This window comes from Lysobacter sp. CA196 (assembly GCF_052078695.1).
Taxonomy (GTDB): domain Bacteria; phylum Pseudomonadota; class Gammaproteobacteria; order Xanthomonadales; family Xanthomonadaceae; genus Lysobacter.
In genome coordinates this window covers 123,254-147,035 of the sequence record NZ_JBQJIN010000012.1, presented here as the reverse complement: position 1 = coordinate 147,035, position 23,782 = coordinate 123,254, and the positions used below count along the sequence as shown (strand labels likewise).

Genomic DNA, 23,782 nt, shown 5'->3' with positions numbered 1-23,782 from the left:
CGACTTGCTTCAGCGTCGTGACGATTTGGCTCTCGGTGAATTTGCTCTTGCGCATCTGGGTCTCCTTGGGGCTAGTTTGCCTGGAGACCTCTGGTTAGGGTTGGAGTGAGTTTACGGGGAGGCGACAGGTCAACCCCACCATCGCTACGATCGTAGCCACTGTGACGACGACTCATACGTTGCTTGTAGCAGCGCCGCAGTTTGGGCAGATGAGTAGAAGGACACGCATAGCAACTGTGGCGCCCATAGTCTTGGCACTTGCCTCAGCGGCAATCACATACGTTCGCGCGTAACGAATCATTGACGCCCACTTCCTGCCGACGCCGCTTCGCGGCACGGCTTAAGGTGGCATTGGCCTCAATCGAAACCAGATAATCGAGATACATATGCTGAACTTCTTAGGTGATGTCATATCTAGTATCGCCGCGACAATACTTATCTACCTAGCGGTAAGGCAATGGTGGCCCGCAGTTAGCAACAGAGTTTTGTACAAAGGCATTCGCGTTGACGGTTCGTGGGAAATTATTGAGCTACGGGACAACAAGCAAAAGCTAATGGGAAAGATCTCGCTCAAACAGACTGGCGGCAGGATTTCCGGGGACGGCGAAAGATCAAAAACACGAGACGGCAAGCCGTCACGTCGCCAATTCGCTTACGAGGGCTCAATCCACGGCAATCAGATGACCCTCCTGTTTGAGGACAAGAAAGGCGTCGGATTCGACACCGGCACCTATATGTTCATAATTCAGAACGATGGGAACACAATGACTGGCATGGCCACGTTTCATGGAAAGTCCGAGAATCAGGTTGTTTCCGAACGCAGAATCCTCAAAAAAGTTATCGATTGAGGTTAACGTTGGCCGCTATTTCAAGCCGAAGCCGCTTCGCGCTGTGGCTTAATTCAAGCGTCATCTATCACAGGGGAGATAGCATTGAACCAATGCATATAGAGCGTCCTTTGCGATTGTAACAATCTGCATCTCTGGCTGCGCCACGTACAGCTCTAACATGCGTGTCGGGAATGACATGTCTTACGCCAGTCTCGGCGACCAACGTGCGGCGTCTCAAACTATCAATGTTCTAGATACTGCACCGAGTACTGCGCAGGTTCTAGGAATGCTAGACGCGGGGCGCTGCCACCGAAGCTTTGTAGAAACGGCTCCTGCTGAGCAGGCTGTTCTGCTGGACCTAAAGACTGCCGCCTACGCTCTCGGCGCTGACGCAATCACTGATGTAAAGATCGAGAAGCAATCCGCCCTCACCAAGAATTGCTGGTACATGCTTGACGGCAAGGCAAAGGCATTGCGCCTGCCTGCTGGCCAGGAGTGATGCCGAATAGTTCATTCAAGCCGAAGCCGCGCCGCGGCTCGGCTCGGCTTAGTTCAGGCACTAGACGGGATGCCTTATGTGGCTTGTATTTTTCGACGAGTCTAAGAACGACAACAATTATCCGTCTTACCATATCGGCGGCGTCGTCATTGAAGACAGCCATCTTTTGGAGGTAGAGGCTCACATAAGCGCCATAGCGCGGGATGTCTTCGGTAGCTCCCGCTTGATCCAAGAGACCGAATTCCATGCGGCAGAGATCTTTCATCGCAGCAAGAATTTCAAAGCCTGGAACGATTTTGCATCAAGACTCGACGTCATACGCCGGTTGATCGATATCCTCAACCTGGAACAGGTCGAACTTATTGATATCCAAATCAACTGTGACCTTCTATTGGCAAGCCAAAGCCCCGAAGACATAGGGTTCATGTTCCTCTGTGAGAGGGTCAATGAATTCGTGAGGGGTCGTCAGGGACTTGGAATGCTTATTGGCGACCGTGAGAACGACCGTAGTGCTGCTAAACATGCGGGCTCGCTCTCAGACTACAAAGCAACCGGCACTGATTTTGCGTTTGGGCAGAAGATCACGCACTTGGTGGACTCCGTTCATTTCACCCAGTCACACCTAAGTCGCTTTCTACAGCTTGCAGACGTGTATGTGTGGCTCCTACAGTTCCAGGAAAGGAATCGTGGGTCTGAAAATCAGCGCCACGCCGCTGTGTTCGAGCTTCTTCAGCGAGAAGGGATCGACCTGTTTCCCGCAAAATACAAAGAATGGCCGAAGCGGCCCTGAAATATTACCTGACAATTTATCCAAGCCGAAGCCGCTTCGCCGCTCGATGGGCTCAGTTCAGATGATAGGAATTGGGGAGAAATTCATGCGTATCGTTGCTCTTATCGTCGCCTTTTTGCTGCCAGACGCGGCAATCGCTGCTACCGCAACTCTCAAATTCACCGATCAATCAGGGCAGCCTGTAGCGGACCTGCAAGTTAATGTCGTGGCGGCGGAAATGCGATGGAGCATTAATAGTTATCGCATTACGCAGCAAGATGAACGATACATTTCCGCCACTGAAATCACTAAAGCTGACCGTGTAGGCGGAGAAGTCTGGGTTCTGGATCGCGTGACGGGTCAATACACTCGGGCGGCTGTCGCGATCCTCGCGACGGAGTTCGCAAATGGCCGACCAATCGACCCCCGGCTGCAGGCAGCCATCTACTCAGGCACATGCAAAGCGCCGATACTGTGATCGTTCGCTCCGAACATATCGCCTTCATTCAAGCCGAAGCCGCTTCGCAGCTCCGCTTCAATCACGCGTTAGGCATCGAGGACAGATATGAGCATTTGGCCTACTCGGCGCTGGTTCCATCCGAGCTTCGGGCCGGCCACTGCAGGCGTGCGCTAAGGCCGCCGGTGTCGCGGTTGCGCAGGCTCAGGCTACCGCCGTGGCGTAGTGCGGCAGCGCGGGCCATCGCCAGGCCCAATCCGAGACCGCCGGTGTCGCGGCTGCGGGAGGTTTCCAAGCGCTGGAAGGGCTCTTGCAGACGTTCGCTTTGGTCGGGTGGAATGCCGGGGCCGTCGTCGTCTACTTGCAGCACGATCCAGCCGCCTTCGCGCCAGAGGCCCACGTGTGCGCCGTCGGCATAGCGAACGGCGTTCTCGATCAAGTTAGTGAGGGCGCGGCGCAAACCAAGAGGTTCAACGACAGCGCGCACGGGATCGATGCGCGAGGCCTGAGCGGGTTTGCCCAGGGCTCGGGCGTCGTCGATGCATTCCTCGACCAGCTCGGCCAGGTCGGTGTCGCTGCGCGGTTCGGCCTGGGATTGGCCGCGGGCGTAGTCCAGTACCTGCGCGATCATCGCGTCCATCCGCTCCAGATCGGCGGCCATGCGCGCGGCCTGTTCCGGCGGCGACATTTCCACGCGCAGGCGCAACGCGGTCAACGGCGTGCGCAAGTCGTGGGCCACGGCGGCCAGCATGCTCGCCATGTCATCGGCCTGCCGGTGCAGGCGCGCATGCAAGGCGTGCATGGCCTCGCGCGCGATTTGTACTTCGCGGATGCGGCGGTCCGAGCCGGGCGCCCCGGCGCGCGGTCCCGTGGAGGGGCCCGAAGCTCGATCCAGGCTTAGCTGTTCGGCTTCGGCGGCTAGCCGCCGCAACGGTTGCGATAAGCGCCGCGCCAACCACCACGCTAACGGCGCGAGCAGCGCGGCGCTGAGTGCGAACGCCAGCAGGATGCGCAGACGCCAGAGCTGGGTCGGCGTGTGCGCCGGGCCGACCACGCGCCAGCAGCCGTCGGCTTGGCGCAGCGCCAGCTCGAAGGCCGGCAGTTCGACAGCTGGATCGGTCAGCGCATCGCGCATCGAAGCATTCTTTTGGGTCCGCGATATGCGACCGGTGGCGATGATCTGCGGCTTCCACTGCATTCGTTCCGAAGTGGTGTGCACCCATCGCGCGTGCAGCCGCTCGGTCGGTACGCCCAGGACGTCGGCCGCGACCTGGGTCAGCGTGGTCTCCGTCGGCTGCGAAGGCGTCGCGCAGTCGCGCCGTATCTTCAAGCGGTCGTTCTGGACGGTTCCTTCGGTGCGCAGCGCGGCGATGGCGGCGCCGAGGTTGATCTCAGGCGCCGGGGGCACGGGCATGGTCAGCACCACGACGAAGTTGATCGCCAGAGCCACCGCGATCGTAATCAGGGTCAGCCCGCCCATCAGGCTCAGGAACGTCGGCGCCGAGCGCGGGGCGCCGGTCATCGCCGTTCGACCGCGGAGTTGAAACGATAGCCTTCGCCGCGCACGGTCTCGATGGGATCGATGCGCCCGGGCCAGCGCAGTTTGCGCCGCAAGCGGCTGACCGCCAGATCCATGGCACGGTCGAAGGCCTCGGCGTCGTCGCCATGAGTGAGCTGCATGAGCCGGTCGCGGCTGAGCAGGCGTCCAGCGCGCTCGACGAATGCGCGCAGCAGATTGCATTCCAGCGGAGTCAGCGCGACGAGCTGGCCGCTGGGGTTCAACAGGCGCCGTTCGGCCGCGTCGAACCGCCAGCCGTCGAAATGCACGATAACGACCGCCGACGCGGTGTCGGCTTTGTCGCGCCGGCGCAACAGTGCGCGCACGCGCGCCAGCAGTTCACGCGGGTCGAAGGGTTTGGCGAGGTAGTCGTCGGCGCCCACTTCCAGGCCGATCACCCGGTCCGGAGCGGTGCCCATGGCGCTGAGCATCAGGATGGCGGCCCCGTTGGCGGCGAGGCGACGGCAGATCGACAAGCCGTCTTCGCCGGGCATCATCCAGTCGACCACGATCAGGTCCGCTTCGCGCTCGGCCAGGTGCCGATCCATCTCGGCGCCGTCCTTGGCCGAACGCACCGCGTAGCCGTGCCGGGCCAGGTATTCGCACAGGGCGTCGCGAATGCTGGCGTCATCGTCGACGACCAGGATGTTGGAGGCTGCGCTCATGGGCCGATTATCCACGGGCTGTGTATCGGGTTTGTATCGATGCACGGTGCGGTGTTACGGAGCGGACAAACGGGCGATACCGGCGCGGGATGCAATGCAGGCACCTTCAACGTCCGGATCATCGCCATGCCCTCGTTCTCCCGTTTCCCCGTGTTGCTCCCGCTGGCCGCCGTCACGCTGATGGCGGCATTGACGGTCGGCGCCACGACGGAGCCTGCCCGGCTCGCCGCCACGCCCGAGCCAGCGATCGATTATCGGCTGCCGCTGACGATGCGGGGCGCCTTCGCCGTGGTCGAAGCCTGGCTGCCGGGTATCGAGCGGCCGTTGCACCTGGTGGTGGACAGCGCGGCCGGCGGGGGCGTGATCGACACGGAGTTGGCGCGGTCGGCCGGGATACTCAAAGACGACGCCTCTTCCGGCATGCAAGTGCATGGCGCCAACGGGCAAACGGCCGCCCTGCCGATGGCGCAGGTCGCGGGGCTGCGCATCGGCGAGATGAAGCTTGCCGGCCAGTTCATCACCACCGACGCCAAGGCTTTCGCCAGCGAACCGGAGGTGTCGGTCGACGGCATCCTCGGCAACAACGTGACCGCGATGTTCGACGCGACCTTCGATGTGAACCAAGGCGAGTTGCTGTTGCGCGCGAACGCAGTCGACAAAGGGCGGTGCTACCTCAACAGCTATCCCGGGCGTTCCAAGGATCTGCGGCGATTCGCGTTCATCGACGTGTCGCTGCCGGGCGGGGCCAAGGTGCGAGCCGTGATCGACACCGGTGCGGCGCAGACGGTGATGAATCTGGCCGCGGCCAAGGTGTTGGGGTTGCAACCGGGCGACGCGCGATTGCAGCGCCGCGAACGCGGCACCCAAGGCATGGGCCCGGGCAAGGCGACCGACACCTGGCTCTACGATCTGCCCGATCTGGAGATCGGCGAATGGCGGCTCGGCCCGATGAAGGTACGGATCAGCGAGTTGCCGATCTTCGCGAGATTGAGCCCCGACGGACGGCCCACGATGATTCTCGGCATCGACGCGTTGCGGCAGCGGCGGGTGACGATCGAGCGGGGCGCAGCGGCGTTCTGTATCGGCGAAGGTTGATGCGGCATAGGCGCGAGAAGGGCTGACGAAGATCGAGGGGCTAGCCCCTCGCCCCTACGAACGACCGTTACGATTGAATAGCAATAGTCTGCGGCCGCGTATCCCCATGTGTACCAAGGTGCAGAGGCTGGTTTGAGCTCAGGCGCCGTGGGCGCACCATCCCCCCTCGACTTTTTCTACGCCTCGTCGCAATGACGAGAGGCCCTTTCTTTCGTGGGTGTTCGCGTTAGCCATTGGTCGGCGAGTTTCCACGACCAGGCCATTGGGCGTTTTTTCGCCCCTCTGCGGGCCTCTTCTCCAAGCCCGCGGTCGGCCGACCATTGCTCGGCCCTTAAAATTCAGGCACTTACGAAGGCCGTTCTTTGATCTCTTGAGCCCAAAGCAGCATCAAACCGCTTGGTCCAACGATGGTAGTCGCCTGGGAAAGGCGGGGCGCTCCTCAAACGGTCGGAAACGCCAATCAGATCGGGACCGCAAATTTCTGATTCGGTTGTCTCCGGCAGCAACTCCTTACGGTCTCCGCCGACCCGTCGAGCACGAAGTGGCGGCAGCCGGAGCTCTTCGCCCCGCCGGGGCCTAATCGGAGTTAGGCGCCATGGGGCGTTCACGGCGGACGAACTGAACAAGTTGCAGAATTTGCGGCGATGGTCCGACGCTACGAGGAGCTAAAGTTGAGCGCTTTTCACTTCCCGCCGCGAAGCGCTCGATAACCATCGTCCAGGTGGGAGGAGGTTAAAACCGTGGCAAAGTTTATAGATTCCCATCCTATGAAGCCGTTCACGGCGGACGAACTGAGCAAGTTGCAGAACGCGCCCGCTGACGAGTTTGGCGTCACCCACCACGACATTCTGTTCAACGAGAAGGACAACAAGGTGTATTGCGTCCTGGACGCACCTAGCGCCGAAGCGGTCCATAAGCATCATGCAAAGGCCGGCATCGAGTGTGATTGGGTCCACGAAGTGAATTCCACTCGCGGGTGACGAAGGCCCATCGCTTGCCATAGCCGCGCTGGTCGTTTGGCTGTTCCAGCGCAGCTCTGCCATGCACAATGGCGCCTGACAATTCAATCAAGGCGAAGCCACTTCGTGGCTCGGCTCGACTCAGGCGTTAGGCGCCATGCCCGACCATCTCGCGTCTTGTAGCTGTGGGAAGCCCACCGTTCGCGTTCGGGGGGAACCCGATCGGGTCCCGATCTGTCATTGCCTCGCGTGCCAAAAGCGTAGTGGCAGTGCGTTCGGCGCCCAAGCTAGGTTCGCGACCCAGACAGTAACTACCGAAGGCCAGAGCAAACAGTACCTGCGCATCGGCGACGAGGGCAGTTCGGCCCGCTTTCATTTCTGCCCGGAATGCGGCTCCACTGTCTTTTGCTTCCTGAATGATGTTCCAGACGTGGTCGCCGTCCCCGTTGGCGCCTTTGCAGATCCGAGCTTCCCACCGCCAAGCGTATCGGGCTACGAGGAGCGAAAACATCGTTGGGCGGGCCCCTCAGATGGCATCGAGCACTTTGATCGAGCGGCTCGTCGGGCTGTCTTAGTGGCGCCTAATGGTTCATTCAAGCCGAAGCCGCTTCGCGGCTCGACATATTTCAGGCGCCAGGTGCAATGGACAGCTTCTCGCGATGGGTGACATCTGCAGTTCTGGCTTCGCTAGCATGCTCCTGCACGGACGATGTCCTGGACGTAACTTATGCGACTCGTGCCGAGGCCCTTCAACGTCCCGCCGCTTGCGTCGGGCACTCCAGCTTGCGGAACATGCTTTCCACATAAGTCCGCACCGTGCTTGGGCTGATGGCCAGTTTCTGCGCTGCCATTTTGTTGCCCCCGAGACTGATGATGCGCAACGCGTCCCGCTCGCGCTCGGTCAGCAGGTAGCCATCGGCGATGACCGGCAGTTTTTGCTTTATAGCCGCCCCAGTCTTGTGGGTTGGTCGCCGCACGGCGGGATAGGCTTCTAACGGGAACGGCCGATTCAGAAGGCGATTGTCAGAAGGCGATTGACCGATGTGGGCATTGGTTCACGCTATACAAACGAGACCGGCCCCTTAATTGGCTCTGTCCTCCATGTGGACCTGTGCGTCACCGACTTTCCGGCACTGCCGACCAGATGGACGTCTGGCCTTTGTGAGGGGCAGTAGCCGATCGTCCTGCTCGTCTGCCGTTTGGCGTATAGGTGTAGTGTCGCTTGGCATTACGCGAAACTCGCGGCCTTAGAAGGGGCGTTGAATGCGAGACGTAACCATCCAGAACGTTGCGAATCCGCCCGGGGTCGATGCGAGATATCGAGCCATAGTGCAATCGGCTCTCGATGCGATCATCGTCATCGACGAACTCGGGCAGATCAGGGAGTTCAATCCGGCGGCCGAACGCGTGTTCGGCTGGAAGCGCGAGCAAGTGCTCGGCCTTGAAGTGGCTGAAGTCATCATCCCCCCCGACGTGCGCGATAACCATCGGCGAGGCTTTCGGCGGCATTTGATGACCGGCACCTCCACCATCCTCGACCGGAGACTGGAGCTTGTTGCCATTCGGGCAGGCGGCGAGAGATTCCCGGTCGAACTGACGGTAACGCGGATCGATGGCAACGATACGGCGTACTTCACTGCCTTCATTCGCGACCTTACCGAGCAGAAGCGATTGCTGGCCGCGGAGGCCGATCATGCCAGGTACGACGTCGTAACCGGCCTGGAACGCTACTCCGTTCTCGAGCCCCACGTGATCCGGGCCATCGAAGATAGAGGGTCGTTCGCAGCGGTAATCTTTATCGACCTGGATCGCTTCCACGGAATCAACGGCTCGCTTGGCCATAACAACGGCGACCAGGTACTGAGGGCGGTCGGTGCACGCTTGCAGTCGCTCGCGAGCCAACAGGTCGCCATATGCCATTTCGCAAGCGACGAGTTTGTCGTCATCCAGCAAGGCGGCGATGAGGCGGCGGCCGTGCGCCTCGCCGAAAGCATTCGAAATCTACTGACGCTGCCGTTCGAGGGTGGGAATTATCGCGTGTTGTTGACCGCGACGATCGGCATTAGCTACGCCCCCGCGCATGGATACAGCGTGGTGGATCTGATGCGGCGGGCCCAGGCGGCTGCGGAACGCGGAAAGGTTCTGGGCCGCAACTGCGTTTGTCCGTTTCAAACCGAAGACATGCAGGATATCGAGGACCGCACCGTAATGGGCGGCCTGTTACGGGAGGCCGTCCAGGCAGGGGAGCTCGTGCTCCAGTACCAGCCGCAATTTGCGGCTTCGGACATGCGGCTGACCGGCTTCGAATCGCTGTTGCGATGGAACAGCCCCGTGCTCGGCGACGTACCGCCGGATAGATTCATACCTATTGCCGAAGGCTTGGGGCTGATTCGGGAAATCGGCGACTGGGTGATACGCGAAGCCTGCCGCCAGATACGCCTGTGGCTGGATACGGGCTATACGGGATTCACGATCGCAGTCAACGTATCGCCGCAGCAGCTGCGCCGCGTGGGCCTGCACCGTGCGGTCGACGACGCATTGCGGGAGTTTCGGGTACCCGGGCACATGCTCGAGATCGAGCTGACGGAGAGTTCCGTGCTGGAGAACCTGGTGCGAGTGAAAGATGAGCTCGGCAGGCTCAAGGCCCTGGGGACGCTGCTGTCCCTGGACGATTTCGGCACGGGCCATTCAAGCCTCGCCTATTTGAAGCACTTCGCCTGGGACAAGCTGAAGATCGACCAGAGCTTCGTGCGCGGACTGCCGCACAGCGTTCTGGACGCTTCGGTAGCGCGCGCGATTCTGACCTTGGGACGGGATCTGGGGCTGCGGGTAGCGGCCGAGGGTGTGGAAACTACCCGTCAGGCCGACTTCCTGCGCGACCTCGGGTGTGACGAGCTGCAGGGCTATTTGATGGGGCGGCCGGTGTCCGCAGACGCGGCTCAGATGCATTTCAAAACCATTGCATCGTAGCGAACCGGGCGATCGAACCCGATCAGTCCGATCGCAATAGGGACGCGAACGCCTTCGCGATGCCCTTGCAGACGAGCGCCATCAGTGTCGGTGAAGTCTTCAGACGCTCCTTGGCCCGGTGCGGCTTCATGCAACGCGATAGTATCGACCAGATAACCCTGCGCCGATCCACTCAGCATCGAGTGGCCGACTCATCGGATCAATATCGCCATGGCGAATCCACCATATGGGCAGTGAAACGATTTCGAGATCCCGAAACAAGGCCATGCGCCGAGCCCGCGTCACAGGCACGCTATTGGCCTTGCTTGTGGCATTAGGGCCCGCTGGGTGCATACACACAGCTTCGAGCCCCGGGAAAGAAAGCCCCTCTACCCGCCTGTCGCGATCGTCAAACAGCGAAGATGCGTGGGCAGAAGCGGCGAAGCTCGACGACTATATGCTCGCCAAGGCGGATCAGGCGCTCGCCGCATTCGACGCGATACCAAGACCCGAATCTTCCAGCCCCGTCTGGCTCGATCAGAGCAGATCCATGTTTGCGGTGCGCGAAGGAGTTAGCTTCCCTTTATGCCAGTACGAAGCGGCGACAGGAACATCGGACCATGGCGACGGCGGGAACCGAGTGATTATCGCCTTGGCGGACCCGCCGCTCGCTGCCAATGATGAACAACAGCATCCTCTTGTGCTTCCCAGCTACGAGCGCGCCGGTGTCGGCGCATGCGATGTCGTCGTTACCTCCGTCAATCGCGGTAGCGAAGCTTGGCTGGTTGTTCGTGCTCGAACCACGATCCTCGCAAGCGCCCTGAAGCCCGAGGGATACCGAGCCCGCCCACGGTATTGAAGTCACTTTCGCATGCCACCGGGTGAGTAGAAGCATCGTCCGGATAGAAGCCGAAGGTACGAGGAGTTTCGCCTCTTCGCCGTGCTGCTAGCCCCATGGGCTGCCGGGACTGCGGGGAGCCGATCAACCAAGTGGCATGCTGGCTCGCAGCGCCAGCACGACTTACGCGCGATGGATGGGAACGCGGGTGACGCTCCCATCCATCCAACGACTATCCATTGAAGCGATCGACGATCCCGCCAGCGATCGGGTCAGGGAGTGGCTGCGTTAGTCCGTGCTGCTTGCCCTTTCGTCCCTTCGATAGGCCGCCAACCCGTTTCGCTCGCGGTGTTGAGGTGACCGATGATTCCGTCTGCGATCGCGCCGAGGACCGGCTGCGGCAGATCGTGCCCCATGCCCACGATCCCCTTCTCCGGGTCTCCGAGCCATTGAGCCCCGGGGATTTCCTTGCGCGTAGCCTTGCCACCGGATATGTGGATGAGCGCGTCCTCGTCGCCATGGATGACCAGCGTCGGCAGGGTCAGGCCGTTGAGCTCCTTCGTGCGGTCGCCGGCGAGCAGGATCGCGCCGACTTGGCGTGCGCCGCCGCCGGGGTGGGCCGGAGCGCCGTTCGAATCGAGCGAACGGTTATAAGCCGCCTCGGCAAGCGTCCGGCGGTATGCGGCCTCTTCGGCGGCATACGTATCCGAGCCGATAAGATCGTACAGCGCCACGATGTGCCTGATCGCGCCTTCCGGGTCGGACGGTGGTTGCTTGATCAACTCGTCGATGACGCCGGGCTGCGCATATCCGACCCAGACGTTGCCGGTGGTGCTCATGATCGAGCACAGGCTGCGCGCCCGCGCGGGATAATTGATCGCCAGCCTTTGCGCGATCATGCCGCCCATCGAAGCTCCGACGATGTGGGCGCTGTCGATGCCAAGGTGATCCAACAGCTGGATGGCGTCATCGGCCATGTCCACCAGGCGATAGCCGTCCGCAGGCGGCTCCCCGGTCCGCCACCGGGTCAGGCCGCTGTCGCGGTTGTCGAAGCGGATGACGAAGTGCTCCTCTTTCAGCTTGTCGACGAGCTGCTGCGGCCAATGGATCAGTTGGGAGTTCAGGCCCATGATCAACAACACGGGCGGGTGCTTCGGGTCGCCGTCGAGGCGATAGCACAGCTTTACGTCTTCGATCTCAACGAATTGGTCTTGGGATTTCGTCGTCATGATTTTTCTCCGTTGCTGACATCGTGGATGAGTGTTGATAGATCCGGGGGAGAACCTTCCAACCTGTCGCGGCTACCACCCACCGAGCGACTCGCTTCGGCCTGCAAATCGATCGGCCACGCCCAGGCCGCCCTGAAACTGGCGGCAACGCGGTGGTTAGAAGCGCGAGTCGACTGTGTCGACGCGGCTTACGGACAGGTGTTGCTGGATATACCGACCATTCGGATCGGATTCCGAGACGGCGTAGTCGGACTCCGGTTGCATCACCTAATCTAACGAAAAAGCACGAAATCTAACGGGCCTTGAGTCTCGCTGGATTCGACTTTTCGAAATCATCATGTGACTTGTCGCGCTCGTAGAGTGGGACCGAATCTTGAATGTTGCGATTGTTCCCGCGACTCAGTGCACATAAGCAAGGGCATGTATTACCAACAGCGATGATCGAGTCGCAACCAGAGCCGCGTTGAGCGGCTTCACGTCAACGGGCCCGGGAGCCACGGGTTGGCCGCGATCAGCATCCATGTCGCACGTAATTGGCGACGCCGCGGTAATCACAGCGCATGCCAAGGATGGGACCGAGTGCGTCCGCTGTCGTCCGGTTGCCGCACGCTCGCCGTACTCGGATGGGATTACGATCCGCGTCAAGAGGGTATCGTCTTGGTGCGAGACGCGCACTGCGCCAGACATCACAAAAGCGCAGTTACGTATCACCGTGCCTGCCGGCTTCTAACGTGCAACTTTCACCGCCGAATCAAGACTTTGACCACAAGCGGTCGCGACGTTCATCGCAATTAGCGATCTGCGCGCGATCATTCGACAAAACACCATTGACTTTCCCTTCGTCCGTGACTGTTGCTAGGTGTGGCTGAAGTTGCCGCATCCACCCATTGCCAAGGCAGGCTCGCAGAATGTGCAGGCGTCTCGTCGGAACGTCTTTTGATCGCGCCTGTGCAGGCGCCGTACTCGTCACGCTGCTGCAGGCAATGCCGGTGGCCGTCCTGGCCGCTGGCGGGGATGCAAACTGTCCGGCCGCTACAGGCAAGGACTACTCGGGGCAAAATCTGACCAACAAGAACTTCGCCGCCATGCCGGCGGGGTCGCTGAAGGGTGCGAACTTCACTAACGCCATACTCAAAGGCGCGGAATTCTCCGGTCAAGACATCAGCGGCGCCAGTTTCCAGGGAGCGGACCTCGGGCCCAGCTACCAGGGCAGCGCGGACTTAAGCAGCACGACGCTGACCCATACCTGTTTCATCGGTGCCACGCTGAACGCGACCGATCTCACCTTCGCCAATTTCCGCTGCACCGACTTCTCCAACACTTCTTTGCTGCTGGCGTTGTTCGGGCCGACGCAAAATATTGCAGCCGATGCAAACTGCCGCACCAAGTTCGTCGGCAGCACGCTCGACGTCGCTGCCATCACCCCCGATAACTGGGGCGCTTCCGACTTCACCCATGCCGACTTCAAGAATGTAGACCCGACCAGTTTTTCGCTTGCGGGCGCGGACATCACCGGAGCGATCCTGGTCGGCACCAACTTCAGCAACATCGATTTTACTGGCGCCAATCTGACCGGCGTGGATTTTACCGGCGCGGTCCTGGCCTACTCGAACCTGAGCAACACCGCGCTCAACGGCGCGAAACTGACCCGCGCCCAGGTGCACGATGCCACGCTCGTCTGCGCACAATTTCATGGCGTCCCCAACAGTTCTGGGCCTTGCCAAGGCATACCCAAGACGACAGCGCCGAATCAGTACGCCGACCTAACCCAGGTCAACCTGCAGCGCGCGGAGCTAACCTATGCCGTGTTTGACAATGCGGCCATGGCCGGGGCCAATCTGGCAGGGGCCAGCGCGTCCGGCGCCAGCTTCCAGAGGGCGTCGCTGGAGGCCAGCTCCAATATAGATGTCGCCAATCTGCAGGGCGCCAATCTCACCAAGGCCAACTTCACTAAGGCGCAACTGAACTCGGTCCGGTTCGCGAATGCCATCCTGACCGAAGCGGTGTTCGACCAGCTCACCATGAACGCCACCGACTTCAGCGGCGCACTCATGCCGGGCGCCAGCTTCAATAGCGCGGTGCTGGAGAGCGTGAGTTTCAACACGGCCAACCTGGAGAAAGCTAGTTTCGCCGGCGCGACCATCACTCGCACGCCGGGCGGAGCGGGGGTGGACTTCACCTGCGCCCAGCTCGGAGGCAGCAGCTTTGATAACGCGGACGTCAGCGCCGCCAGCTTCTTGGCCGCGGTCATGCCGCCGGCCAGCTCCTGCTGTCCCCAACCGGACGACACCAGTTGGTGCGGCAACGTCGACGTCACTCAGCAAGTCTACGGTGGCGTCGTTTATCCGGCATTGAAGACCGGGGTGACCATCGCCTGTCCCGACGGCGAAACCGCCCAATGTCAGGGCGCGCAATGGACCATTCCCAACTGGCAGACCAAGGCCTGCAATGTTGGCCACCAGATTCAGACTGTCTGGTTAAAGCCCGACTGCAATACCAATCCCGGCGGGGACCAGGTTCAGTTCAAGGACGCTCAACTAAAAGCTTGCGTCTTAGCGACCCTGCCGGGAAAACCGAAGTCGATTTCGATCGCCACGGCGGGCGCACTGCTCGAACTGAGCTGCACCGGCCTCGGTATCACCGACCTGACCGGCCTGGAGTACTTCACCGCGCTGACCAGTCTGGATCTGAGCGGAAATCGGTTAACCCAATTCGACAAACAGCTGCCGCAGCTGCAGAAGCTGAAGATCGCCAACAACCAGTTGAAGACCCTCAGCGTCCAGAATTTGAATAATCTAAATTCGCTGGACGCTTCAAACAACCAGTTGGCATCGATCGCCTATATCGTCGACCTCCAGCCGATTTATCTGGACTTGTCGTACAACCAGTTCGCCTATTTCGACTTGGCGATATTCGACACCCTCGTATTCGGCGATCTGTCGCACAATCAACTCACCAGCGTGCTGGACGAGGACAACGACAGCCTGCGCAGGCTCACGTCTACGGCCTATCTGGACCTGTCCTACAACTCGATTCCCACCATCGGCGACGCGAGTTCGCTGGCGGGAGACAGCGGCAACCTGGGCTCGCTGTTCCTCGGCTGCAACGCGGCTTTCGACTGCAATAGCCTGAAACTCGCAGGCGGCACGACCGATGCAACATCGGAGGCGCTGCAGAGCAGCCAGTGTGCGCAGTTCGATGCACAGAAGAACGCGTGGCAGCTGTTGACCCACCCGGCCTGCCCGACCGCGGACTCCAAGCGCCGACGGCCGCTACCGCGCTGATCGCCCTTGCGCGACTGCGCCGCGACGGAATGCCAAGCCCGCTAACGCTCGTCATCCAGACCCGAATGGAGAACCATCATGAGCACTCCAGCCTTGCCGCAACGAGTTAAGACCATCTATCACGCCGATCTGCGTGACGCGCATCCCGGCGAGGACTATTGGCTGGTCGCCTGCGGTCGGCGCTATCCGTTGGTTCCGCATACCGACGAGAGCCGTGCGAGTGCCAAGATTGCCGCACCGGAACTGGCATCCACGCCCGATGAATGCCTGACCCATCGCACTATGGACGAGGTGGACCTACCTGCCGACAGCACCGTGCGCGTGCACATTCGCCATTCCCTCCGGCACAGTCCCGGAGCCAAGGGCGATGCCGGATTCGGTCACGTCGCGATCCATGTTCCACCGCTGGCTACGCAGACCGGAGCCCATGCAGCCGGCATTGTGTCGCATAAGAAGATCGACTGGCCATCGACCGCTATCGCCTTCGTGTTCCATCATCCTGAGCTGATCTGTCAGGACCCGCAAATTTCGGACGCGATCCACGCTTATATGAATTCCCAGGACATCGCGAGTATGTTCGGCGACCTGGGAGATGTAATGCGGAAGCTGGGTCCGCCGTCCGAGACGTCGGGCTGGGCGCGCCTGGTGCCTTACACGCCGCCGAAGAACAGCGTCACGGGCCAGGACGGGAACACTACGCACTACATACTCCAACCCACCGACACCGTCATTGCAGCAGCGGCTCCGGTGACGAGGGCCATGATGCTCGTCACCAAGAACGACATGAGCCTAGAGGGCAAGAAATGGACGCTTCAGTCCGGGACGGCCGTCGTGCAGGCCGAACACGGCGAGCAGGCATTGCAGTTCGTATCGCGCATCGACGCAAATAATGCAGATGGCTGGAGTGCGGCCTTGGGCAACGCAGGCGCGATCCACGGATTGCAGTCCTCTATCTCGGTACTCGATTCAGGCGCGCGCCGTGTCCAGCTGACGATGAGCAATACGTACATGCGCTTTCTCGGCGCTTACGTGCGTTTTTTCGATGCGGCTGGCAACCCCGTCCAGGCCCCAAACTGGACGATCGACAACCCCGGCGCCCTCTACAGAGCAGTGTGCAAAGTGTTGGACGCGCAATACGCCGACCTGCGCTACCTCGGGTTCTTGACTTCGGTGAACAGCTACTTGGGGGTGCCGATCACCAGCGACCCCGGCACACTGCAAGTCAGTTTCACATTCCCGGAAAATGCCGTCAGCGCATCGATCTATGGCTCCGGCCTCGGTACGGGGTCGAATCTGTGGCCGAAGACGCCGCTGGTGGGGGGCGTCATGACCGGAGTGATGAACTTCGGTGTCCCAGCGCTGATGATGGGCTTCGGCGCGGCGGCGCTGTCGTACAAACCGTTGTACGAATTTCTGGAAGACCCCGGCGTCGTGGGGATATTCATAACCCTCGGGCTTTCGTACTTCGGGCCGATATTCGCGGTGGGTGCCGCCAATCATCAAATGGATTGGAGCGCATTGTCGATGTTGGCGACGATCCTGTTCGACCCGGCCCTGACCGCGCTTCTGAAATGGATCATCAAGACGGTCGCGGTCGACGTTTTGATCGATATGATTCCGTTCGTGGGCTGGGTGGCCTATGCCGCTGATGTCCTGGCTGATGTCGCGCAGATGGCGCAGACCGTCGTCGAGGTCGTGCAGTCGCCCTGGAACATCGAGAACACCCTTTCGACCGCGATCACCACCGCGGTCAACGTCTATCCCGACCCGCGCAAGCAAGGCTTCCCGCTGCCGCCCACGGGCAGCATGGCGAGCCTGCAGGTCAAGATGATCTACCACGATCAGACCCGGCCGTCCCTGATCGCTTCGGTTGCGGTACCGGCCGAGTCGGCGCCGATACCGCTTATGGCCAGCTTTCCGAGCAACACCCTGGGTGGTCAGGTCAAGTTTGAAGCGGACTATTACATCGACACGTGGCTGGCCGGCAAGGCCACTACCGGCCTGATCGCTAACGACGAGGCCGATGTGGCCAGCATCGATCTGCACCTGGTGCAGTACCCGACGCCGCTGAGCGATCAGTCGGTGTATTTGCACAGCTCGCTTTTGACCTACCAGAACAACGCTTACGTCTGGCAACGCACTGCGTCCGCGCCGACCGCGACGGTGAGTGTCACCGACACGCGCAGCACCGGCAATGCGATATCGATCTGGTCCGGACTAACCCATAGCGAGCGTCACGCTGCGGTCGGCTCCGCCTGGAAGGCCGCCGGCATGGGCATCACTTCCTACACCAACCACCAGGGCGGGCAGTTGTTCGCGATGCAAAGCAGTATGATCCCGGGCGCGAAACAGGAGGTGTCCGAGTTCCCGTCATCGGGGTTGGAACAACAGACCTTGTTGGTGTACGACCCCTATCCGCCCAAGTTTCTGATGGACAACGGCAATTGGAAGCTCGGTGCCGACGGTAACCCGCTACCCGATCCATCCGCGCCGGCCCTGGGCGACTACTACGTCGACCCGCGCAACGCCAGCAAAGATCCCTTTGCCGACGGCGGCTTTCACCTGCGCAACGTCGTGCTGTCCCCACCCACTGCGTTCGACCTGGATGGCGATCAGCTCAGTTACGGCCGCTTCCAGTTCCAGCCCGATTCCATCGCACTGCACCCCTCGGGCGCGGTCGTCGCCGTGTGCACTCAGTACGCGAAAATCCAGATCGGTCGGCTGGTGCTCGGCGGAGCGGCGGACAAGGACGTGCCGATGGCGCGCGTGTATGCGGGCCAGGCTCAGGTGCCCGGCCGGCCTGGACTGTTGTTTCACCCCGTCGCGGTCACTTGCGCCTATGACGGCACTGTCTTCGTCCTGGAAGACACGAAGTCCGGCGAAAACAACGGCATCGTCCTGGCCCGGATCCAGGCCTTCGACTTGCACGGCAATCCGGTCGATCGGTTCTTCGATGCAAGCAGTAAGCCGACGTCCTGCCTGGACCTATCGGCCACCGGCGAGAACACTTACCTGGACCTGTGTGCGGTCGGCGACCTGCACATGACCTATCTGTACGTCTTGTACTACAGCGGCGAAGGTTCACAGGCCAGCGATTACCACATGACGATCTACCAATACGGAAAGACTGCACCGGCGAGCAATCCTTTGGTGACCACCGACGGCCTGGCCGCGGCGCGATTGTCGGTGGATATGTGGCACGGCTTGTATTCCTTGAATTACGCCATGGTCACCGATGGCAACGGCCAACCCGCGGGCCCGCGCGATGCCGACACCGGCCCGGGAGGCCGTACCGTGCCGTCGATCAGCCAATGGCTGCCGCCGCCACCCACGCACCAGTGGGCGTCTTGAACATGGATCGGAATTCCAACCCATGACTCGCAGATTCACCTTCGCCCTACTGTCGCTGGTCGTCTGCGGGGGAATTGCTTCGGCTCCTGCGTTCGGCGACGCGAAAGCGCCAGGGACGGCTCCTCCGAGAGGACGCAGCGCCGTTCCGCCAAAATCTTGTCCGTCCTGCAGCTTCGTAGGAGTCGATTGGTCGAACCAAGACCTGACCGACGTCAATCTGCAGGGCGCCGATCTTACCGGCGCGAATCTCAGCGGCGCGAATATGAGCGGCGCCGAGTTGAGCGGCGCCAACCTTGCCAATGCCAACCTGAGCAATGCCGTGCTCAACCCCAGCGCCAACGGCGAAGCCGATCTGTCCAGCGCGAATCTGAGCGGTGCCGTCTTTACCGGTGCACAGATGCTGGGCACCGATCTGGAGTACACCGACTTGTCGGGGGCGAACTTCACTGCGACAGACCTATCCCGCGCTCGATTGGGGCCGGCACCGCGTACAGGCCTGTACGTAGGGCGCAAGACATCGTTCCGTGAGGCGCAGTTGCCGGCTGGCGTGCGCTTGGATGCAGGTACTTCTGATAGTGCAGGCAGCAGGTTCACTGAGGCATCGGCGTCTTCATCGAAAGCTAATGCTTTTGAGGTCGACTGTGGGTCGTCGGACCTCAGCGGATTGTCCAGCGCAGTCTATGTCGCACCCGACGGCCAAGATACCGATGCATGCGGGGATACCCATGACTCGGCCTGTGCCACCATTACCCAGGGCCTGAGTCAGTGCGAAGCGAACGGCTGCGGCGTATTGGTCGACTACGGCGTTTATGTACAGCCGACACCATTGATGCTGTCCGAAGGTATGAACCTGTTCGGAGGATGCGTACCGAAAGGCCACAACAGCAACGGTCTGCGCTCACTGATCCATGCTCCGGCCGGCGGTACTCTGGCCGTCGACGCGATCTACATACATTCGCCTGCACGAATCGAGAATTTCAAGGTTTATGCCAGCCCTGCCACAGACGCCAGCGCGCCAAGCGTTGCGTTCCGGGTTCGCCATAGCAAAGGTCTGCTGACCTTGGTCGATTCGCAGATCTACGCCGCAACCGGTGCTCCCGGCCAAGGGGGGGCCGATGGCACGAGCATCAGCTGGAGTAGACCCGATGTCAGATGCTCAGGCAGTAGGGGCGTGGCATCGGCCGACACGGTAGGCAGCTTTAATGGTGGCATCTGGGTAGCGGGCGAGGCTGGTGGCAATGGCGGCGCCGGTGGGAGCAACGCAAAATCCAAAGACTTTCCTTGCACCGCAGCTACCGGTGGTGGAACGGGCGGTGGTGGAGGGAGTCAAGGCGGCGGCTCGTTTGCGGTCGTACTGGTAGATGCCAGGTTGCAGTTCAATGGCAGCCGCATCATTGGCAGTCGGGGAGGGGCGGGAGGCGACGGCGGTAACGGGGGCTATACCGGTACCAATGCACTTATTGCGGCGTGCGGCGGCGCTGGCGGTGCGGGAGGAAACGGTGGGCCATCGATTAGCGTCGTTTTGACCGGGGGCGCTGCTCTACTGGGCCCAGAACCGGTGCTCTATAAGGGTGTCGGAGGTGCAGGTGGCAAAAGCGGACGAGTGTGCCCCATTGGAGATACCGGAAAGTCCGGCCTCGCGGCGGATCAACAAACGTTTTGAACGGATGCAAGGTGGCGCCTGATTCGAATCCTCTCGACGCTCGGCAATGCTTCACCTCGATTTTCGATGCCCGCGACGTGGGCTTCCCGCCGTCGGCTGCGGCACCCATTCCCGGCAATGAATTCCTTGGAGCAACCGACATGATCTTCGATCCACGTGTCGCGGCATTTGCATTCATCCTGGCTGCACTTATGGCGATCGTGCCGGCGAGTGCAGCGTCGAACCTCATTTGCCTTCCGAAGGTCAAGCAGGAGCGGCCACGGATGCTTGATACCTCGCCGCCGAAATACTGTCCCGATTGCAACTTCGCCGGTGTCGACTGGTCGGGCCAGGACCTGACCGATGTCAATCTACAGGGCGCCGACCTCAGCGGAACGAACCTGAGCGGCGCAAATCTGAGCGGGGCCGAACTAAGCGGAGCGGACCTTAGCAATGCCAACCTCCGCAATGCCGTGCTTAATCCCGGTGCGAGGGGCAATGCTGACTTGTCGAGCGCCAACCTATCCGGCGCGATTTTTACCGGCGCGCAGATGAACGACACCGACCTGCAGTACACCGATCTGTCGGGAACCAATTTTTCCGCCACCGACTTGTCGCGGGCCCGACTAGGGCCCGCTCCGCGCACTGGCCTGTACGCCGGACGAAAGACTTCGTTCCGTCGTGCCCGGCTGATGGCCGGATTGGAACTAGATGCGGCAAGCAGCGATGCTTCAGGCGCAGAAATCGTTGCCCCAATGGCTTCCATCGCGGCCGGGAGGTTCGACGTGAGCTGCGGGTCATCGGATTTGAGCACGCTTTCCAGCGCGATATATGTCGCTGCCAACGGGCAGGACAGTAGCCGTTGCGGTAGCACTGCGAGTACCCCCTGCGCGACGATCACTAAAGGCCTCAGCCGATGTGCGCCCGACGGCTGCGGCGTGCTGGTGTCCTACGGACAATATGCGCCGCCCTCCCCACTGGTGTTGCGCAACGGCGTCGCGCTGTATGGCGGCTGCGTCCCGGCAGGGAAATCCAGCGCAGGGTTGAAGTCTTTGATCCAAGCTCCACCGGGCGGCATGCCGGCTGCCATGGCCATCTATATCGATGCGGCGACACGGATCGAGGGCTTCAAGCTTCATGGTAGTCCCGCGTCTCAACCAGGGGCGGCTAGCATCGCGTTCCAGGTCAGCTACGGCGGCACCTCGATTATTCTTGCCGATTCGGAGATCTATGCCGGCTCGGGCGCCGTCGGTGCGAACGGATGCGCAACTTGCGTCTGCAATCCGGATGAGGTGGGCAACGGCAGATGCGGCAGCAAAGGTGTGGCCTCGAAGAACACAGCAGGCCTGTTTAAAGGCTCTGCATGGAGCGGCCTTCCCGGTGGCGACGGCGACACCGTTATGGCCGGGAAATACCTCATTTTTGACGCTGGCGGCGGTGGGCGGCAGGGCGGCGGCTCATTCGGCATAGTCCTCACCGAGGCCTTGTTGCAAGCCAGCAAGGTCCGCGTCGTCGGCGGCAGCGGCGGCAACGGTGGCAACGGTGGCGCGGCCGTTGGTGCTTACGATCTCGGCGCCGGCACTGGTGCCGGCGGCAACGGCGGGCCGGCCATTGGCATCGCCCTGATCGGAGGCTCGCCATCCATAGACTCCGGCGTGAGCATTCTGTCGGGGTTGGGAGGCAAAGGAGGGGTCAGTGGTAAAAACAGTGCCAGCCAGTGTTCGGTTGCTACGGGTGATTCCGGCAACACTGGCTTGGTAGCGGATCAGCAGTCGTTCTGAGTAGAGGGCCCATGGGCGGCCGTGATATGCGTTCGAAGCTCGCTTCCAAGCCGGTCGCTTCCGAAACGGCTCGCCGCGAGCCGTGCCCGAAGTAGAAAGAAATCATGAGCAGGTCTGTAGCGACGTGCTCCAGCAGCCCAACCGGCCGTGCGGCACGATTCATGGCGAAGCCAGGGGCCGTCCGGGGAGAATGAGGGATCTGGCGAGTAAGCCCCGAGTTGCCGCAGACGGACCAACTCTCGACCTCGATTTTTTTCTAAGCTTCGCCGCAACGCCGAAGAGGCCTTCTTGTCGGCCTTTGGCACCTTCCTTTCGCCAGCGTCTGGTCGATCAACTCTGCCGCTGTGCCTGAATCTTTCGAAGATTGTTCGCGCACTGTCACTACTGCACCGGCGCCGCGTGCGCGTCGCGGCGCCGGCAAGGCGAGTTCGAAGTCTTGGCCCAGACAGAAGCAATTCGGAGATTCCGCCTTTGATTCTCTTCTTTCCCTGGCTGGTCAGTCCTGAAACGAGGCACACCCAAGGTAGAACATAGACGAATGTCTACGTGGTGTAGCGATACGTCCACATCGAACCAGGTTTTTCCTACATTCAACAGCCCACTCCCCTGCTAGCTTCATCGCGGGAAGAAAAGCGCAACGCTTGTGGCGGCTGATTGCAGATACGGCACCCAATCCACTGGGCCCAGCCTCTAGATGGCTCACAGCTTCGCGCGGCTGTCGCATCCCGTGGTGCCAATGCACAGGCCTTGGCCGGAGGCTTAAGCATGCTGGAAGGACTCCGCCGTCGAATAGCAGATAGAAATCGGATCGGATCGGCTCGGCTCGGCTCGGCTCGGCTCGGCTTCGCACCTAACGATATCCCGACGCTTCGGGAGCAATGCACAAGAAGGACTGGAATGAAAAAGTGGATCGTGATCGCGGGGAGCATGCTTCTGGCAACGTCACTGCAGGCACAAGCCCTGACCAAGCTATGTTTCAACTGCTCCGTAACACAGATGAACCAGTTGGCATGGGATAGCGTTACCGAGATGGCTAGCGGCGGCCCACTTTACGCCGTCGATCTCCGCAACGGGGTCGTACGCAAGTATGAATATCGAAACAACGTGACAGGGGACTGGAACCCGGAGTTCGACCCATTTGAGCAGTGGGCAGAAGAAGTATCCGTCGAGCCGAACATTTCCACAGGAATTTCACAGGTCGGCGGTTACATGCGCGCGGCTTCTACAGAAAACATCATTCTCCCAGATGACACCCCGGGAATGCCGAGTGACGTTTTCGATGCACTACAGCAGTCTGCGTTCGATGATAACGTCGCGTACTGGATCGACACGAATTCTGCACGCAGTTTCTTTAACCGAGCCTCGGACGCGCTTCAGATAATTCAAGACACCTTTTTTAATCCAAACGCAATCAAAGTTTACGTAATGGTTTTTTGGAAAGATGGCTCGAATGCCATGTACGGATGGGATCCCATACTAAAAACATGGGTGCGCATGCCAAACACAGCGCGCGATGGCCGTGGCAATTTGATACCGGAATCGAAAGAACAGGTCCCTGGCAAGAAGTATAATTTTCCGAACGCCGTCATGCCCGGAAGCGATGCGGCTGACGATTACCACGACATGTGGGATCACATTAAGAACTTGGGGATCCCGATGATTGACGCCACCGGCGGACTTGGCGCCTGCGGTTATAAAATGACCTGCACTCCTGACGGGTGCAACGTGTACATTCAAGCCTGCTGAATCGACGAGGTGGCACGGGGCCCGCGCCACCTACAGGAACCCGATCTATGCATAAAGCAATATTGCCAGGCGCATTCCTTCTGCTAACCGCGTGCTCACGCTCAGATCGGGCGCCGAATGATGGGCTGCC

18 protein-coding genes are annotated in these 23,782 nt (G+C 60.8%); 14 read left to right on the top strand and 4 right to left on the bottom strand.

Features of this window, described 5'->3' with window-relative positions; all coding sequences use genetic code 11:
- Nucleotides 1–386 precede the first annotated feature (386 nt).
- The 4 genes from ACTOWK_RS13065 (at nt 387) to ACTOWK_RS13050 (ending at nt 2,576) form a co-directional block, all read left to right on the top strand.
- Nucleotides 387–848, top strand: coding sequence for a hypothetical protein (locus ACTOWK_RS13065; protein WP_441330590.1), 462 nt, complete (start codon nt 387–389; stop codon nt 846–848).
- A gap of 178 nt (nt 849–1,026) precedes the next feature.
- Nucleotides 1,027–1,329 (top strand): hypothetical protein, encoded by a 303-nt coding sequence (locus ACTOWK_RS13060; RefSeq protein ID WP_441330589.1) that lies wholly within the window; start codon nt 1,027–1,029, stop codon nt 1,327–1,329.
- Between the two features lie 76 nt (nt 1,330–1,405).
- On the top strand, nt 1,406–2,119 hold the full coding sequence (locus ACTOWK_RS13055; protein ID WP_441330588.1) for a DUF3800 domain-containing protein: 714 nt from the start codon (nt 1,406–1,408) through the stop codon (nt 2,117–2,119).
- The gene (locus ACTOWK_RS13050) at nt 2,016–2,576 is read left to right on the top strand and encodes a hypothetical protein (RefSeq protein ID WP_441330593.1); all 561 of its coding nucleotides are present in this window, start codon (nt 2,016–2,018) and stop codon (nt 2,574–2,576) included. Before ACTOWK_RS13055 ends, ACTOWK_RS13050 begins: the two co-directional genes overlap by 104 nt.
- A gap of 100 nt (nt 2,577–2,676) precedes the next feature.
- On the opposite strand, the gene ACTOWK_RS13045 is transcribed toward ACTOWK_RS13050, so the two are convergent.
- Together ACTOWK_RS13045 and ACTOWK_RS13040 are read right to left on the bottom strand one after the other, a co-directional pair.
- Nucleotides 2,677–4,077, bottom strand: a complete 1,401-nt coding sequence (locus ACTOWK_RS13045) for an ATP-binding protein (RefSeq protein ID WP_441330587.1) — start codon at nt 4,075–4,077, stop codon at nt 2,677–2,679.
- Nucleotides 4,074–4,778, bottom strand: coding sequence for a response regulator (locus tag ACTOWK_RS13040; RefSeq protein ID WP_441330586.1), 705 nt, complete (start codon nt 4,776–4,778; stop codon nt 4,074–4,076). Before ACTOWK_RS13040 ends, ACTOWK_RS13045 begins: the two co-directional genes overlap by 4 nt.
- 126 nt (nt 4,779–4,904) lie before the next feature.
- Between ACTOWK_RS13040 and ACTOWK_RS13035 the strand changes: the two genes are divergently transcribed.
- The 3 genes from ACTOWK_RS13035 to ACTOWK_RS13025 all read left to right on the top strand — a co-directional run bounded on the left by ACTOWK_RS13035 (nt 4,905) and on the right by ACTOWK_RS13025 (nt 7,499).
- Nucleotides 4,905–5,873: an aspartyl protease family protein gene (locus ACTOWK_RS13035; protein WP_441330585.1), complete on the top strand. Its 969-nt coding sequence runs from the start codon at nt 4,905–4,907 to the stop codon at nt 5,871–5,873.
- 740 nt (nt 5,874–6,613) lie between these two features.
- Entirely contained in the window at nt 6,614–6,853 is a 240-nt protein-coding gene (locus ACTOWK_RS13030; RefSeq protein ID WP_441330584.1) for a nickel-binding protein, read from the top strand.
- Nucleotides 6,854–6,989: 136 nt separating this feature from the next.
- Complete coding sequence (locus ACTOWK_RS13025) at nt 6,990–7,499, top strand: GFA family protein (RefSeq protein WP_441330583.1); 510 nt, start codon at nt 6,990–6,992, stop codon at nt 7,497–7,499.
- A gap of 82 nt (nt 7,500–7,581) precedes the next feature.
- Here ACTOWK_RS13025 and ACTOWK_RS13020 read toward each other — a convergent pair whose 3' ends face one another.
- Nucleotides 7,582–7,809 (bottom strand): response regulator transcription factor, encoded by a 228-nt coding sequence (locus ACTOWK_RS13020; protein WP_441330582.1) that lies wholly within the window; start codon nt 7,807–7,809, stop codon nt 7,582–7,584.
- A gap of 286 nt (nt 7,810–8,095) precedes the next feature.
- Between ACTOWK_RS13020 and ACTOWK_RS13015 the strand changes: the two genes are divergently transcribed.
- Complete coding sequence (locus ACTOWK_RS13015) at nt 8,096–9,802, top strand: putative bifunctional diguanylate cyclase/phosphodiesterase (protein WP_441330581.1); 1,707 nt, start codon at nt 8,096–8,098, stop codon at nt 9,800–9,802.
- Nucleotides 9,803–10,238: 436 nt separating this feature from the next.
- A complete protein-coding gene (locus ACTOWK_RS13010) occupies nt 10,239–10,640 on the top strand; it encodes a hypothetical protein (RefSeq protein WP_441330580.1) in 402 nt (133 codons plus the stop codon).
- A 251-nt stretch (nt 10,641–10,891) separates the two neighbouring features.
- On the opposite strand, the gene ACTOWK_RS13005 is transcribed toward ACTOWK_RS13010, so the two are convergent.
- Nucleotides 10,892–11,848, bottom strand: a complete 957-nt coding sequence (locus ACTOWK_RS13005; RefSeq protein WP_441330579.1) for an alpha/beta fold hydrolase — start codon at nt 11,846–11,848, stop codon at nt 10,892–10,894.
- Between the two features lie 908 nt (nt 11,849–12,756).
- Between ACTOWK_RS13005 and ACTOWK_RS13000 the strand changes: the two genes are divergently transcribed.
- The 5 genes from ACTOWK_RS13000 (at nt 12,757) to ACTOWK_RS12980 (ending at nt 23,652) form a co-directional block, all read left to right on the top strand.
- Nucleotides 12,757–15,132 (top strand): pentapeptide repeat-containing protein, encoded by a 2,376-nt coding sequence (locus ACTOWK_RS13000; RefSeq protein WP_441330578.1) that lies wholly within the window; start codon nt 12,757–12,759, stop codon nt 15,130–15,132.
- A 78-nt stretch (nt 15,133–15,210) separates the two neighbouring features.
- Nucleotides 15,211–18,483, top strand: a complete 3,273-nt coding sequence (locus ACTOWK_RS12995; RefSeq protein WP_441330577.1) for a hypothetical protein — start codon at nt 15,211–15,213, stop codon at nt 18,481–18,483.
- Nucleotides 18,484–18,505: 22 nt separating this feature from the next.
- The gene (locus ACTOWK_RS12990; protein ID WP_441330576.1) at nt 18,506–20,146 is read left to right on the top strand and encodes a pentapeptide repeat-containing protein; all 1,641 of its coding nucleotides are present in this window, start codon (nt 18,506–18,508) and stop codon (nt 20,144–20,146) included.
- Nucleotides 20,143–21,906: a pentapeptide repeat-containing protein gene (locus ACTOWK_RS12985; protein ID WP_441330575.1), complete on the top strand. Its 1,764-nt coding sequence runs from the start codon at nt 20,143–20,145 to the stop codon at nt 21,904–21,906. The genes ACTOWK_RS12990 and ACTOWK_RS12985 overlap by 4 nt, the downstream gene beginning before the upstream one ends.
- Before the next feature lie 897 nt (nt 21,907–22,803).
- Complete coding sequence (locus ACTOWK_RS12980; RefSeq protein WP_441330574.1) at nt 22,804–23,652, top strand: hypothetical protein; 849 nt, start codon at nt 22,804–22,806, stop codon at nt 23,650–23,652.
- Nucleotides 23,653–23,782: the final 130 nt, after the last annotated feature.